Origin of the sequence: Paludisphaera rhizosphaerae (genome assembly GCF_011065895.1) — a bacterium.
GTDB lineage: Bacteria > Planctomycetota > Planctomycetia > Isosphaerales > Isosphaeraceae > Paludisphaera > Paludisphaera rhizosphaerae.
This window is the reverse complement of the sequence record NZ_JAALCR010000007.1, coordinates 15,008-30,063: the sequence shown is the minus strand read 5'-3', so window position 1 is coordinate 30,063 and position 15,056 is coordinate 15,008. Positions and strand designations below refer to the sequence as shown.

At 68.5% G+C, this 15,056-nt stretch carries 10 protein-coding genes; 9 read left to right on the top strand and 1 reads right to left on the bottom strand.

Annotation, left to right across the window (positions count from 1 at the left end; translation table 11 throughout):
- The first annotated feature begins 28 nt into the window (after positions 1–28).
- On the top strand, positions 29–1,150 hold the full coding sequence (locus tag G5C50_RS10530; protein WP_206107637.1) for an efflux RND transporter periplasmic adaptor subunit: 1,122 nt from the start codon (positions 29–31) through the stop codon (positions 1,148–1,150).
- A 3-nt stretch (positions 1,151–1,153) separates the two neighbouring features.
- On the top strand, positions 1,154–4,720 hold the full coding sequence (locus G5C50_RS10525) for an efflux RND transporter permease subunit (RefSeq protein ID WP_240907050.1): 3,567 nt from the start codon (positions 1,154–1,156) through the stop codon (positions 4,718–4,720).
- Between the two features lie 27 nt (positions 4,721–4,747).
- On the opposite strand, the gene gloA2 is transcribed toward G5C50_RS10525, so the two are convergent.
- Positions 4,748–5,134: an SMU1112c/YaeR family gloxylase I-like metalloprotein gene (gene gloA2 / locus G5C50_RS10520; RefSeq protein WP_165068742.1), complete on the bottom strand. Its 387-nt coding sequence runs from the start codon at positions 5,132–5,134 to the stop codon at positions 4,748–4,750.
- Positions 5,135–5,253: 119 nt separating this feature from the next.
- Here gloA2 and G5C50_RS32925 point away from each other — a divergent pair, with 119 nt between their 5' ends.
- The 7 genes from G5C50_RS32925 (at position 5,254) to G5C50_RS10485 (ending at position 14,612) form a co-directional block, all read left to right on the top strand.
- Positions 5,254–7,812: a CotH kinase family protein gene (locus G5C50_RS32925; RefSeq protein WP_165068739.1), complete on the top strand. Its 2,559-nt coding sequence runs from the start codon at positions 5,254–5,256 to the stop codon at positions 7,810–7,812.
- A gap of 92 nt (positions 7,813–7,904) precedes the next feature.
- On the top strand, positions 7,905–8,579 hold the full coding sequence (locus G5C50_RS10510) for a DUF4956 domain-containing protein (protein ID WP_165068736.1): 675 nt from the start codon (positions 7,905–7,907) through the stop codon (positions 8,577–8,579).
- 31 nt (positions 8,580–8,610) lie between these two features.
- Positions 8,611–9,351, top strand: coding sequence for a response regulator transcription factor (locus G5C50_RS10505; protein WP_165068733.1), 741 nt, complete (start codon positions 8,611–8,613; stop codon positions 9,349–9,351).
- Positions 9,348–10,661, top strand: a complete 1,314-nt coding sequence (locus G5C50_RS10500) for a sensor histidine kinase (protein WP_165068731.1) — start codon at positions 9,348–9,350, stop codon at positions 10,659–10,661. Before G5C50_RS10505 ends, G5C50_RS10500 begins: the two co-directional genes overlap by 4 nt.
- Positions 10,662–10,829: 168 nt before the next feature.
- Complete coding sequence (locus G5C50_RS10495; RefSeq protein WP_165068729.1) at positions 10,830–11,855, top strand: DUF1559 family PulG-like putative transporter; 1,026 nt, start codon at positions 10,830–10,832, stop codon at positions 11,853–11,855.
- 42 nt (positions 11,856–11,897) lie between these two features.
- Positions 11,898–12,059: a hypothetical protein gene (locus tag G5C50_RS10490; protein ID WP_165068727.1), complete on the top strand. Its 162-nt coding sequence runs from the start codon at positions 11,898–11,900 to the stop codon at positions 12,057–12,059.
- 312 nt (positions 12,060–12,371) lie between these two features.
- A complete protein-coding gene (locus tag G5C50_RS10485) occupies positions 12,372–14,612 on the top strand; it encodes an SPFH domain-containing protein (RefSeq protein ID WP_240907049.1) in 2,241 nt (746 codons plus the stop codon).
- The last annotated feature ends 444 nt before the right edge of the window (positions 14,613–15,056 follow it).

Below are 15,056 nucleotides of genomic sequence, written 5' to 3'. Positions count from 1 at the left end.
GGCCGTCCTGGGAGCGAGGTCCTGGGTGGTGGCGACGGTGCGTGAGAGGGCTATCCGGCCGGGGCCGGAGCCGCCGACGACCGTGCGGACGACGGTTTTGAGGATGGAGTCGATCGCGGCGGGCCTGAGTTATCACGCGGCGGTGAAGGAGCTGAGGCGGGCCGAGTTGTCGTTCCGCGTTTCGGGGACGGTTGAGTCGCTTCTGGACGTGATGGGGCCGGACGGGAAGCCGCATCCCATCCACGAGGGGGACGTGATCCCGGACGGGGCGTCGCCGGTTCGGCTCGATCCCTCGGACTACCGCCGAGAACGGGATACGGCGGCGGCGCGGTTGGCGGCGTCGGAGGCCAGGCAGGCCCAGGCCGCGGCGGAAGCCGACCTGGCCCGACTCGACTTCGGGCGGGTCGACCGGCTCGCGAGGCGTGAGGCGTCGACGGCCGCCGAACTGGACTCGGCCCGGACGCGGGACGCGGCGGCCCGGGCCTCGCTCAAGGCCGCCGAACGCGAGGTCGACTCGGCGCGGATCGCCGTGGCTCAGGCCGAGGCGGACGTCTCCTACTGCGAGCTGGCCGTCCCGTTCAAGTCGGCGACGGTGGCCGCCCGCTACGTGGACGTGGGCGAACGGGTGACGGTGGGCCAGCGGGCGCTTTTGGTTCATGACCTTTCCGCCGTGACGATCGCCTTCGGCGTCCCGGATACGCTGGTCGGCCGGGTTCGGCTGGGCGAGACGATCGACGTCTCGACCGACGCAGCGCCGGCCGAGCGGTTCCGGGGCGTCGTTTACAAGGTCGCCGCCGCGGCCGACCCCCGGACGCGGACCTATGAAGTCGAGGTCCGCGTCGACGAGCCCGGGGGGCTTCGTCCGGGGATGATTGCGACCGTCCACCTGAGGCGGGAAACGCAGGCCGCGCTCGTTCCGCTGTCGGCCGTCGTGCCGAGGCCGGAGGGAGAAGGCTGCGACGTTTTTCTGGTCGTTGAGGAGGGGGGGCGGCTTGTCGCGCGTCGCCGACCGATCGTGCTGGCGGACGTCGTCGACGACCGCGTGGTGGTCCGGCTCGGCGAGCCCGGCGGCCTTCGCCTCGGCGATCGGGTGGTCGTCGTCGGCGTCCAGAAGCTCAGCGACGGCCGCGACGTTCGGCTGGAGGATTGAGCCGTGAACGGTGAGTTGCCAGAGCGTCGGATGACGGTCGCCCAGTTCTTCGTCTACAAGAGGCCGATCGCGTGGACCCTGCTCATCACCACCGCCTTGTGGGGAGCCTACGCCTATCTGGCGATGCCCCAGCGGCAGGATCCCCTCATCCAGATCCGCAGCGGCCTGGTCCTGACCTCCTACCCCGGCGCGGGGGCTGACGAGGTCGAGCTGGAGCTGACGCGCAAGGTCGAGAAGACGCTCGCCGAGAACCCGGCGGTCCAGCACGTCCGCTCCATCAGCCGGCAGGATCTCTCGGTCGTCTTCGTGGACCTCTACGACTCCGTCAAGGACGCCGAGAAGGTGTGGCACGACCTCGACGCCAAGCTGGCCGCGATGTCGTCCGATCTGCCGACCGTCGGCGGCGCGCCGCTTCGGCCCAGGCTCGACAAGGATTTCGGCGACACTGTGGCGGTGATGCTCACCCTCTCCTCGCCGTCAGTGACGGATTTCGAGATCGAACGTCGGGCGGAGGTTGTCGCGCGGCGGTTGGCCGAGGCGCGGCAGGCTCGACCTGAGGGCCTGCGCGATCGGCGGGCGAGCGGAGTCGTGGTCCATCCGGCGGGGTTCGATCCCGGGCTGGTCGAGCGTCTGGCGCGCTCGTTCCTCCGCGATCTGGCCGACCAGGGCCTGGCCGAGGACGGCGTCTTCGTGGGCCTGGCCGGCGCGGGCGCCATCGATTTCCGCATGGCGGAAGGCGTCGATCACGCCCGTCTGGCCGCCGAGTTGGAGCGCTGGTGCGCTGAGACCCTCGGCGGCGGCCTGGGCCAACCCGACGTCTGGCCCCCCGTCGTCGTCGAATCGCTCGACGATCTGGCCGGGGAGTTGAAGCGGCGATGTCGGGACGAGCCGGGCGGGGTGGCCCGCTACTCCTACGAGGAACTCCGGCGATTCGCCGATCAGGTCCAGGACCGGCTGAGGCAATCGTCGCGAGTGGGGAGGATCGAGCAACTCGGCGTCGTGAACGAGGCCGTCTACCTCTACCTGGGGGGCCGGCGGTTCGGTTCCTCGGGCCTGGACCTGGAGTCGCTCGGCCGCTTGCTGGCGGCGCGCAACGTCGACGTCCCCGGCGGTCGGGTCGACCTGCGCGAGGGGAGCCTGGTGGTGAAGCCCACCGGCAAGCTGGCGGAGGCGTCCGACCTGGCCGACGTGGTGGTCGACGTCGTCGACGGCTATCCCGTGTATCTCCGCGACCTCGCCGAGATCGTCCGGGGTTACGAGAATCCGCCGCGATCGCTCAATTTCCGCACGGTCAAGGAGTCGTCGGCGCCGAGGACCGCACGCGCCCTCACGCTGGCCGTCCGACACGTGAAGGGGACGCACATCGCCGACTTCTCGCGCGACGTCGACGAGGCGTTGGAGTCGCTCCGAGGCGTCCTGCCCGAGGACCTCCGGATTGAGCGGACGAGCGACGAGCCGCAGCGCGTCGAGCGGAAGATCCATGAGTTCGACGACTGCCTGATCGAGGCCGTCGTGATCGTGGTGCTGGTGGCCCTGGTCTTCATGGAGTGGCGGAGCGCCCTGCTGGTGGCCGTCTCGATCCCGCTCACCCTGGCGATGACCCTGGGGATCTGCGCCGCGATGGGGATCGACCTGCAGCAGGTCTCGATCGCTGCGCTGATCATCGCTCTGGGGTTGCTGGTGGACGACCCGGTCGTCGCGGGCGACGCGATCAATCGCGAGATGGCCCACGGCGAGCCCCGCGACGTGGCGGCCTGGCTCGGGCCTCAGAAGCTGGCTCGGGCGATCCTCTACGCCACCATCACCAACTGCGTGGCCTTCCTGCCGCTCCTGCTGGTGACGGGGGTGGTCGGCGAGTTCATCTACTCGCTGCCCGTCGTCGTCACGGCCTCGCTGGTGGCCAGCCGGATCGTGTCGATGACGTTCATCCCGATGCTCGGCCGGCTCATGCTTCGGGGACAGTTGGGCCTGGAGGCGGGGCTCGCCGGCGGGACTCGGGGGGCGCGGTTCGCCCGCGCCTACAACGGCCTCTCCGAGATCTGCATGGAATACCGGTGGTCGGCGCTGGCGGTCTGCCTGATCGCCCTGGGAGGGGCGATGAGCCTGATTCCGCTGATCGGCACGAGCTTCTTTCCCAAGGACCTGCACACGGTCTTCACCGTCGAGCTGTTCCTGACCGAGGGGACGCCCATCCGGACGACCACCGCCGAGGCCATGCGCGCGATCGCCGCGATCGACGGGATCATCGGGCCGGACGTCGAGTCGTATACGACCTTCGTGGGGGCGGGGGGGCCGCGATTCTGGCTCTCAGTCGTACCGGAGCCGGCGGCACCGAGCTACGCCCAGATCATGGTCCATGCCCGCGACCGTCGTCGCACGGGCGCCCTGGCCGCCCGTCTGAAGCACGAATTGCCGCCGCAGGTCGCCGCCGCCCGCGTGCGGGTGAATCAACTGGAGACCGGGCCTCCCATCGGCGTTCCGGTCCAGGTGCGTCTCACCGGTCCTGACGTCGCGGTGCTCCGCCGCCTGGGTGACGAGGTGAAGGCCATGATGCGCGAGCGGCCCGGCGCCATCGACGTGCAGGACGACTGGGACCCGGAGATCCTCCGGCTTTCGTTGCAGATCGACGCCGATCGCGCCAACGCGGCCGGCGTGACGAATGAGTCGGTGGCCCGGTTGATCCACGGGGCGGTCTCGGGGGAGACGGTCACGTCGATCCGCGATCGAGACCGACTGATCCCCGTCGTCCTGAAGCTTCGCCCCGACGAGCGGAGCCGACTCGTCGACCTCTCGACGCTCAGCGTCCCGGCTCGCGACGGTTCGCGGGCGCCCCTCGATCAGATCGCCGTGTTCCGTCCTGAGGCCGCCGCCCCGAAGATCGCCCGCCGCGATCACGAGCGCTGTTTGACCGTCAAGTGCGACGCCGGCGACGGCGTGCTCCCCAGCCGCATCGTCGAACGGCTGGAGAGCCGGCTGGCCGAGGCCGCTCCCAACTGGCCGGCGGGATACCGCTACGCCTTCGGCGGAGAGAAGGAAGAGCAGGCGAAGGGGTTCGCCTCGATGCGAGTGGCGATGATCGTCTCGATTCTCGCCATCTACCTGGCCCTGGTGATGCAGTTCAACAGCGCGGCGAAACCGCTGGTGGTCTTCGCGGCGGTCCCGTTCGGGATGGCGGGCGGGTTGATGGGGCTCTTGCTGTTCGACGTTCCCCTGGGGTTCTTCGCACTGCTCGGGCTGTCGTCGCTGGCCGGCGTGATCGTCAGCCACGTCATCGTCCTCTTCGAGTACATCGAGGAGGCTCACGAGCACGGACTCCCCTTGCGGCGGGCGGTGATCGACGCCGCTTTGGTCCGGCTGCGGCCCGTCCTGGTGACGGTCCTCGCCACCGTGGGGGGCCTGATCCCCCTGGCCGTGCGCGGGGGGCCGCTCTGGGAACCGCTCTGCTACGTCCAGATCGTCGGCCTGTTGCTGGCCACGCTGGTGACGAAGGTCGTGGTCCCGGTGATTTACGTCATCTTCGTCGAGGACCTTCACTTGATCCGCTGGGATCCTCCCCAGTCCCGCGCCTGAGTTGGACGACGATCACCGCGAGGCGCTTCACTCCTCATACAACTCCAGGGGGAGGCCGTCGGGATCGGCGAAGAACGTGAACCGCCGGCCGGTGTGCTCGTCGACGCGGACGGGCTCAACGGTCACGCCTTTCGCCTCCAACTCGCGGACGGCCTCGTCGAGGTCGGGCGTGGCGAAGGCCAGGTGGCGGAGGCCGCGGGCTTCCGGGTAGCTCGGGCGCGGGGGCGGGTCGGGGAAGGAGAAAAGCTCGATCTGCGAGCCGTCGGGCAGGGCCAGGTCGAGCTTGTACGAGTTCCGTTCGCGGCGGTGGACCTCGCGGACGACGGCGAGTCCGAGGATCTCCGCGTAGAACCGCCGGGAGGTCTGGTAGTCCGAACAGATGATCGCCGCGTGATGGATACGTTCGAGCCGCATACGGGGCCTCGGTTGGATTTTACATTCTGTTACGGATCGAGCTTCGCCGAATTCACATAATTCGTCCAGGATCGAGCGACGGACCCGACCCTGTCCGCAAGGCCACTCGAGGACGAATCATGCCGACGGCCATCCTGCGTTTTCTGGCGTTCTCCGCCGCGGTCGTCGCGGGCGGGCTCGCCTACATCGGCTCGGAGTACAAGACGACCGACGGCGGCCTGGAGGCCGCCGAATTTCAGGATCCGCCGCCCGGCCCCGGCGGATTCGGACCTCCAGGGGGCCCCGGCCAGTTTGGACCGCCGGGCGGGCCCGGTGGATTCGGGCCCGGCGGAGGCGGACCGGGCGGATTCGGCCCTGGTGGAGGAGGAGGCCCCGGCACGTTCTTCGCCGGCGTCATTCTTGAGGCGGCCGACGCCGACCAGAACAACACGATCACGCCCGAGGAGGCCGGCAAGGCGGCCGCGGGGCTCGTCAAGAAGGCCGACGCCGACGGCAAGGGCTCGATCGACGCCCAGGCGCTGGGACGCGCGCTGAACCGTCGCCTGGCGGCCTTGCAGGGGGGGGACGCCGCCGACGACGCCGGCGACTTCGGCCCCGGGATGTTCATGGGGCCGATGCTCCTGGACGCCGCCGACGCCGACAAGGACGGCAAGCTGACGCCTCAGGAGGCTGAACAGGCCGCCTCGGGGTTCGTCAAGAAGGCCGCTGGTGCTGAGAAAGGGCTCAACGCCGGCGCCCTCGCCGCGGCCGTCAACGCGTCCATGCCTCGTCCCGGCGGGCCGGGAGGCCCCGGCGGCCCCGGCGGACCCATGGGAGGCGGCGAGCGCAAGCTCGTGAAGAAATACGACAAGGACGGCGACGGCCGACTCAACGCCGACGAGCGCAAGGCCGCCGTCGCGGGCGAGAAGAACTCCGGCGGCGGTCGACGCGGGCCGGGGGGCTTCGGACCTCCGGGAGGCTTCGGCGGCGGGGAGATGGGAACGCCCGAGCCCGGCGCCAAGGTCGCCAAGTCCGACGTCAAGTCGTTCACCGGCAAGAAGCTCTACGATCCGGACGTCCTCCGCACGATCTTCCTCGACTTTGAGAACGACGGCTGGGAGTCGGAGATGTCGGCCTTCTACAAGTCCGACGTCGAGGTCCCCGCGACGCTCACCGTCGACGGCCGGGCCGTCAAGGGAGTCGGCGTCCACTTTCGGGGTATGTCGTCGTACTTCACGGTTCCCGAGGGGCGCAAGCGGTCGCTCAACGTCTCGATCGACTTCACCGACAAGGACGCTCGGCTGGAAGGATACAAGACGCTCAACCTGTTGAACGCCCATGAGGACTCGACCTTTCTGCACACGGTCCTCTACTCAGAGGTCGCCCGCCGGTACATCCCCGCGCCGAAGGCGAACTTCGTCCGCGTGGTCATCAACGGCGAGAGCTGGGGGCTTTACACGAACGTCCAGCAGTTCGACAAGACGTTCCTGGCCGAGAACTACGGCACCGAGGAAGGCTCGCGCTGGAAGGTTCCGGGAAACCCCGGCGCCGACGGCGGGCTCGGCTACAAGGGGGAGGATCTCGCCCCTTACAAGCAGCGTTATGAGCTGAAGTCCTCCAAGAAGAACGAGGACGACGCCTGGAAGGCGCTCGTCACCCTCTGCCGGACGCTCGACCAGACCCCGGCCGACCAGCTTGAGAAGGCGCTGGAACCGATGCTCGACATCGACGGGGCGTTGAAGTTCCTGGCTCTCGACGTCGTCCTGGTCAACGGCGACGGCTACTGGACGCGCTCCAGCGACTACAGCATCTACCTCGATCCCAAGGGCAAATTCCACGTCATTCCCCACGACATGAACGAGACCTTCCAGGGCGGCGGCGGATTCGGGCCCGGTGGAGGCGGCCCGGGAGGCCGCGGCGGTTTTGGCGGCGGACCGGGCGGACCGGGCGGCGGCCCTGGTGGTTTCGGCGGTGGTCCCGGCGGCCCTGGTGGTTTCGGCGGTGGTCCTCCGGGAGGCCCTGGTGGTCCCGGCGGCGGATTCGGCCCTGGCGGTGGTCCTCCGGGAGGCCCTGGCGGCTTCGGCGGTCCTCCTCCGGGAGGTCCAGAAGGCTTTGCGGGCGGCCCGCCTCCGGGAGGCCCCGGCGGATTCGGCGGCCCTCCGGGCGGTGGTCAGCAGGGGCCGGGAGGCTTCGGTCCGGGACCGCAGGGCGGCGGGCCGGGCTTCGGAGGCGGCGGCCGGATGGGCGGTCGCGGCGGCTTCGGCGGCGGCCCCGGCGGATTCGGCGGCCCTCCGGGGTTCGGCAGCGTGGAACTCGACCCGCTGGTCGGGATCGACGGCAACAATCAGCGCGCTCCGCTGCGGAGCAAACTGCTGGCGGTCCCCGCGCTCAAGGCGCGATACCTCAGCTATGTGAAGCAGATCGCCGACAAGGATCTGGATTGGAAGACGCTCGGGCCGATCGTGTCGAAATACAAGACGCTCATCGCCCCCGAGATCAAGGCCGACACCAAGAAGCTCTCCAGCTATGAGGCCTTCGAGGCGGCCACCGCTTCCCAGCCTCGATCCACGACGGGGGCTGCCGCCAAGCAGCAGCGCGGTCGTGGGCCTGGCGGCGGCATGGGTCTTCGCGACTTCGCCGACGCCCGTCGCAAGTATCTCCTGAGCCTTCCGGCCGTTCGTGCGGCGAAGGCGCTTTGACCTCAGGCCGACGCGTCGCGAGCCCCTTTCCGCCTGGAAGGGGGCTCGCCGGCCGCGGGATCGCGTAGAATATCCGGGAAGGGAGGTCGGCGATGCCGACGTGGCTGATCGAGTCTTTGTCCAATACTCAGGGGCTCCCGGGGACGGTGATGGCCTGGCGGATCGGCGCGTCGCTGTTGCTGGGAGTGATCGTGGCCGGCGTTTACCGCTGGGCCAGTCGCGGACGGGTCGCGCAGGCGACCTTTCTGACGACGCTCGTCCTTCTCTCAGTCACGATCGCCATGGCGACGCAGGTCATCGGCGACAGCGTGGCGCGGGCGTTCAGCCTGGTCGGCGCCCTGTCGGTCGCCCGCTTCCGCACGGTGGTCAAGGATACGCAGGACACGGCCTTCGTGATCCTGGCGGTGGTGGTCGGCATGGCGGCCGGAGCCAACAATCTTCTGGTGGCGCTGGTGGGCCTGGGGTTCGTCGGCGCGGCCTCGCCGTTCCTGTGGCCTCCTCGTCGCGAGGGCGCCTGGGAGGGGCTTGAGGTTGAAATGAAGGTCCGCCTCGCCGCCGGTCAGGACGTGCGTGGAGCGGCCGAACAACTGCTCTCCACGTTCGCCGTCAGGGCCGACCTGCTGGCGGTCGAGACGGCCCGGCAGGGGGCGTCGCTCGACCTGAAGTACCGCCTCCGTCTGCGGCCCGACGTCTCTCCTCTAACCATTGCCTCTGAGTTGACCCGGACGCCGGGCGTCGAGGCCGTGGAACTGCGTCGGGACGATTGAGCCGTCGAGCATCGAAACGAAAGTCGGGACCATGGCCGAGACGACCCCTCCGAAGCTCAACTCGGAATGCCCGTCGATCCTCCTGGTCGACGACGACCTGGAGCTTTGCGAGCTGCTCCGCGAGTTCTTCGCCCAGGAGGGGATTCGGCTGGAGACGGCCAACGACGGCCGTCGCGGTCTGGGGGCGGCCCTGGACTTCGAGCGCGACCTGATCCTGCTGGACGTGATGATCCCCGGCCTCGACGGGTTCGAGGTGCTGCGGATGCTCCGGCGTCGCAGCCAGGTGCCGGTGATCATGCTGACGGCCCGAACCGCCAAGGCCGACCGCCTGGAGGGCCTGGGCGCGGGGGCCGACGATTACGTCCCCAAGCCGTTCGACCCTGATGAACTGCTCGCCCGCGTTCGCGCCGTGCTCCGTCGCTCCGGCGGTTCGTCCAAACCGGCTTCGACGCCCCTGGAGGCGGAGGGGATCCGGCTGATCCCGACGGCCCGCGAGGTGGTCGTGGGGGGCGAGGTCGTTCCGACCACGACGTTCGAGTACGAGATTCTGGAGTATCTGGTCCGCGCCGCCGGGCGGGTCGTCAGCCGAGACGAGCTGACGGCGGCGTTGTACCACCGTCGGAGCTCGCCCTTCGACCGGGCCATCGACGTGCACGTCAGCCGCTTGCGGAAGAAGCTCGGGCCGATGGGTGCGGCCGTGCGAACCGTCCGCGGCGCAGGCTACATGTTCCGGTTCGACCCTGAGTCCGCCGAGGGGGGGGAGCCGCGATGACATCGATCTACGCCAAGATCCTGGCCTGGGCGGCGGTCACCGTCGCGCTGGCGTCGGCCGGATTCGTCGCCACCTTCTGGTACCTGTCGGAGTCGCGGTCGGAAGAGTCCCGGTTCTTCGGCGGCATCATCGCCCTTCAACGCGACGGCGCCGCGGCGGCCTATCGCGAGAAAGGGGCCGAGGGGCTGCGTTCGTACCTGGCCCGGATGGGGACGTCGTTCGAGGGCGATCATTACTTGCTCGACCGCCAGGGCCGCGACCTCGTCGACGGCAGCGATCGTTCCGACCTCCTGACGCGCGGCCACGGCCCCTGGTCGCACGGTCCGAAGCCTCCCCACACAGGCGGCCCGCCCGTCCTCATCAGCCCGCCGACGTCCGAGGGCTTCCGGTTCGCGGCGCTCCCCCGCCACCGGTTCGAGTGGACGCCGTTGCTGCCCTACTTCCTGTGGATCCCGATCCTGGTGCTGGCGCTCCTCTACGCGCTGGCGGTCCATCTGGTCCGACCTCTGAGACGGCTTCAGCGGGCGCTCGACGCCTTCGGCCGGGGCGAGCTGACGACGCGGATCGGGTCGATGCGGCGCGACGAGATCGGCGAACTGTCGCGGACGTTCGACGTGATGGCGCATCGGATCGAGTCGCTGCTGTCGGCCGAGCGGCGTCTGATCCAGGACGTATCGCACGAGCTGCGCTCGCCGTTGACGCGTTTGGGACTGGCCGTCCGGCTGGGTCGCGCCGGTGATCGGGAAGCGGCGATGAGTCGGATCAAGAAGGAGGCGGACCGGCTCTCGGACCTGGTCGACCAGTTGCTGCGGCTGCACTCAGCCGAGGAGGACCCGCAGGCGGGGCGTCGCGAGGAGGTCCCCTTGCACGACCTGCTCGCCGAACTGGCCGAGGATTGCACCGTCGAGGCCGAAGCCAAGGGCTGCCGCCTGGGATTCCACGCCGACGGTCCGGTCGCCGTCGAGGGGGATCCGGAGTTGCTCCGCCGGGCCGTGGAGAACGCCTTGCGCAACGCGGTCCGCCACGCGCCGGAGGGCTCGGCCGTGGACGTCGATCTCCAGTCCGACGACGAGTCCGCAACCGTCGTCGTTCGGGATCGGGGCGAGGGGGTGCCGCCGGAGCACCTGGAAGACGTCTTTCGGCCGTTCTTCCGCATCGAGGGGGATCGCAGCCGAGCCAGCGGGGGCGTCGGATTGGGCCTGGCCATCGCTCGCCGAGCCGTCGCCCTGCACGGCGGCTCCATCGCGGCCGCCAACGCCGGCCCCGGACTGGCCGTCACCATCAAGCTTCCCCTCCGCGCAATCGGTTAAAGCGGTGCGATTTGTTTATGTGATACATTCCTCGCGGTTGGCCTTGCGGACTCCGAAGAGGTTCGGTCTAATGGATGACTTCGGGGCTGGCGAGGCGAGACGCCTCGCCGCATTCTTGCGGCCCCGATCCCCCTTTTCCCCTGCCACGATTCCCTGGAGACGCCTTCCATGGCACGCCGCCGTGCTACCGTGCGCGAAGCGTTCACGCTGATCGAACTGCTGGTCGTCATCGCCATCATCGCCGTTCTGATCGCCCTGCTGCTGCCCGCCGTCCAGGCGGCTCGCGAAGCCGCGCGCCGCATTCAGTGCACGAACAACCTGAAGCAGATCGGCCTGGCTCTGCAGAACTACCACGATTCTCTGGGTTCGTTCCCTCCCGGCGCCCGCTACTACGGCTGGGGGACGTGGTACCACTACACGATCACGTTCATGGAACAGTCGGGCATCTACAACTCGTTCAACTTCAACGGCTCGACCGTCTCGAACCCGAGCCTGACCTACAGCCACGGCGCCAACCTGACGGCGACCACGGCGCGGGTCAATACGTTCCAGTGCCCCAGCGACCAGCCGGTCGCGCCGATCGCCGGCGTGCCGTCGTACAACTACGGCTGCAACTACGGCAACACCGGCACGGGTCTGTTCCAGATCAAGGACGCCACCTACTGCTGCGCCACCTATAACGGCGTGCTGTTCCTGGGTGCTCCGTTCTCGTGGATCTCGGCCGGCTCCGGGTCGCCCGTGCAGTCGTTCGGCACCTCCTACAACATCTCCAGCATCAGCGACGGCACCAGCAACACGATGCTCGTCGGCGAGGTGCTTCAGGCCGCCAGCACGAGCACGCTGACCGACCTTCGCGGCTTCATCCAGTACGGCAATTCGAGCGGCTTCGCGACTTACCTCGCCCCCAACTCGAAGCAGCCTGACCTGCTCAGCGCGGCCAGCTATTGCAACTATCCTTACGCCAACAACCCGCCGTGCAAGTTCCGCACGCAGTCCCCGCCGGCCTACCCCGGCGACACGACCGCGGCGATCAACGGCGACACCTACGCCTCCCGCAGCCGGCACCCCGGCGGCGTGAACGCGGTCTTCGCCGACGGCTCGGTCCACTTCATGAAGGATTCGATCGCCATCCCCACCTGGCGGGCCCTCAGCACGACTCAGGGCAGCGAGATCCTCAGCTCCGACTCGTACTGATCGATCCCGAACGGCGCTCGCAACGAGCTTGAGGAATCCTCCATGCGTAAGACGATCCTGGCCGCTCTGCTGGCCTCGCTGACCCTCTCCATCCTCGGCTGCGGCGAGACCGCCGCTCCCCCGCCGACCCAGGAGCAGCGGGCGCAGCTCCCCGGCGCTCCCTCCGAGGGGCCCGAGGTCCTGAAGACGAAGAAGAAGGGTTGATCGCCTCGGCGACGCCCGATCGATGATCGACGTCAACGGGGTCCGCGTCCAATCGACGCGGGCCCCGTTTCGCGTTTCGAAGGCCGCATCGGAGGCGAGGACGGCCGAAACGCACTCAATGCACAATCCGCGCGGCTTTGGGCGGATTCTCTGGAATCTTCTCGGCCCGATGCGAAGATACTCCGAATCCGACGGGGATGAACGACCCTGTCGGGCCCGACCTTCGTCGGGCGCTGTGCGCCTGGCCGCGACGCCTCGCGGTCGTTCCGCCTCAGGCGGGCCCGGCGCGTGCGTTCGCCCTGGAGCCCCAACGTGGGTTCGCAACTCTTCGTCGGTTACGCCTCGCAGCACGTTCTTCCCCACCTCGTCTCTCTCCCGCTCGCCGCGGCTTTCGTCGACCTGCCGGCGGGTTTGTTCTGGGTCATGGCCCTGGTCCTGGGGCTGATCGCTCTCTGCGAGCTGTCGGGATTGCGGTACATCGCCAACGACCGCGTGGGGGTCGTTGAGAAGCTCTGGTCGACGCGCGGCTCGGTCCCCGAGGGGCGGATCCTCGCCCTCGACGGCGAGGCTGGATTCCAGGCCGAGGTCCTTCGAGGCGGCCTCCATTTCGGCCTCTGGCGGTGGCAGTATCGGATCCACCGCGCCCCGCTGGTCACGGTGCCGCAGGGGAAGATCGGCTACGTCTACGCCCGCGACGGCGAGCCCCTCGCGCCGACTCAGACCCTTGGCTTCGTCGTCGACTGCAACAACTTCCAGGACGCCCGCGCGTTCCTCGCCGGCGAGGGCGGGACCGTCGAACGCGAGCCGAACCGCGGCCAGCGCGGCCGCCAACGCGCGATCCTCCGCGAAGGCGTGTACGCGATCAATCCGGCGATCTTTTACGTGATCACCGAGGATTTCGTTTATCGGTTGAAGGCCGGCGGCGATTACGAGTTCAAGACGCTCGTCGCCTGGCAGGGGGAACTCGCCGAGGTCGACGGCTACGACCCCGTCGTCATCGGCGGCAGGGTGGAGACGCCCGATCCGCTGGACCCCCAGCGCAGACTCAGCGTGGACGGCATGGGGATCGTCATCGTCCACGACGGCCCCTCGTTGACCGCCGGAGAGATCATCGCGCCGGCCGTCGGCGGCGAGCGGACCGACAAGGATTACCATAACAACTACCAGGATCCGGAGGCCTTCCTCCGCGCCGGCGGCCGACGGGGTCGCCAGTACTCCGTGCTGACCGACGGCACGTACTTCATCAACCGATGGTTCGCGACGGTGGAGTCGATCCCCAAGACGATCGTGCCGATCGGCTACGTCGGCGTGATCGTCAGCTATTACGGGCGGATCGGCAGCGACCTCTCGGGCCAGACGTTCCGCCACGGCGAGCGCGTCTCCGAGGGCGAGCGCGGCGTGCAGGAGAAGCCGCTGGGACCCGGCAAGTACGCCTTCAACACGTACGCCGGCAACATCATCCTGGTGCCGACGACCAACTTCGTCCTGCACTGGGTGACCGGCCGGACCGAGTCGCACCGCTACGACGAAAGCCTGCGGTCGATCGACCTGGTCACGCGCGACGCCTACGAGCCCACGCTGCCGCTCTCCGTGGTCGTCCACATCGACTACCAGAAGGCGCCCAGCGTCATCCAGCGGTTCGGCGACGTGAAGAAGCTGATCACCCAGACGCTCGACCCGATGCTCAGCGCCTACTTCCGGGACGTCGCCCACAAGTGCACGATGCTGGCGCTCCTCCAGGAGCGAGACGCTATCCAGCACGCGGCCCAGGAGGAGCTGTCGCGGAAGTTCCACAACTTCGACATCGAGTGCGTCGACGTCCTCATCGGCAAGCCCGACACGGCCGAGGCCGGCGGCAAGATTGAGAACCTGCTGGAACAGCTCCGCCTGCGGCAGCTTTCGCTGGAGCAGATGGAGACCTACACCAAGCAGGTCGCCGCGGCCGAGAAGCTCCGGGCGCTCAACGACGCCCAGGCGACGGCCCAGATGCAGACCGAGCTGACGAACTCGCAGGTCCAGGTCCGCATCATTGAAAACCAGGCCGAGGCCCAACTCGCCCGCGCCCGCAAGGAGGCCGAGCAGGTGATCGTCACGGCCGAGGCCGAGAGCCGTCGCAAGATCCTCGCCGGCCGCGGCGAGGGCGCCCGGCTGCTGCAAGAGGGTCTGTCGGAGGCGTCGGTCCTGCTCCGCAAGATCGAGTCGTTCACCGACCCGAGGCTCTACGCCCTGACGACCGCCGCCCAGACCCTGGCCAACAGCGCCCAGCCGCTGGTCCCCGAACGCGTCTTCGTCGCCCCCGGCGGCGGCGACGGCCAGGCCGCGGGCGGAACCTCCGCCGGCTCGGGCGTCCTGGGGATGCTCCTCAGCCTGATGGTCGCCGAGAAATCAGGCTTCGACCTGACAGCCTCCCCCCGGACCGACTCGGCGACCCTGCACGACTTCGTCGACTCCGTCTCGAGCCAGGCCATGCGAAACATCCGCGAAGCCATGGACGCCGACGGCGGCCCGGCCGTCCTGGCCAACGGGAACGGACACCCGGCGAAGACGAGCTGAGTTGAACCCGCGAAACGAAACTGACGGCCCCCGGATATGGGGGCCGTCGGTGTTTCTAAAGCCTATTCTCCGTCACTCCTTCGGAGATGTCCCACGTCTTATTCTAAGGTGGTATAACGCTCGCCTTCTCCAAGATCCGACGAGTAGCATCGTTTGGCCCTACAGCCGGGACGAAAACGCCCAAGCTTACCTAGTGCTCTACCACAGTTGATCTGATAGGCGACCAAGCATGTGGCCAGCGGTTATCGCTGGACATAGACGTCACATTTCAGGTGTGGTGGAACACTAGTGGATCGCCCACGTTGAATCGCCGGGCATAGGTACGGCCTTCGAGCCGTTTCCCAGGTCTTCCATCCAGCAGATCGACACGGTCGGTCCACTACTGACTCCAGGTGTCCCAATGAGACACTATTCCGATTTCTCGGCTCTTCTCACCCGAATTCT

Coding starts and splice junctions, on each gene's coding strand:
- gloA2 (WP_165068742.1), bottom strand. CDS start 5,134: ATGCGGCTCGAACGTATCCATCACGCGGCGATCATCTGTTCGGACTAC.
- G5C50_RS32925 (WP_165068739.1), top strand. CDS start 5,254: ATGCCGACGGCCATCCTGCGTTTTCTGGCGTTCTCCGCCGCGGTCGTC.
- G5C50_RS10510 (WP_165068736.1), top strand. CDS start 7,905: ATGCCGACGTGGCTGATCGAGTCTTTGTCCAATACTCAGGGGCTCCCG.
- G5C50_RS10505 (WP_165068733.1), top strand. CDS start 8,611: ATGGCCGAGACGACCCCTCCGAAGCTCAACTCGGAATGCCCGTCGATC.
- G5C50_RS10500 (WP_165068731.1), top strand. CDS start 9,348: ATGACATCGATCTACGCCAAGATCCTGGCCTGGGCGGCGGTCACCGTC.
- G5C50_RS10495 (WP_165068729.1), top strand. CDS start 10,830: ATGGCACGCCGCCGTGCTACCGTGCGCGAAGCGTTCACGCTGATCGAA.
- G5C50_RS10490 (WP_165068727.1), top strand. CDS start 11,898: ATGCGTAAGACGATCCTGGCCGCTCTGCTGGCCTCGCTGACCCTCTCC.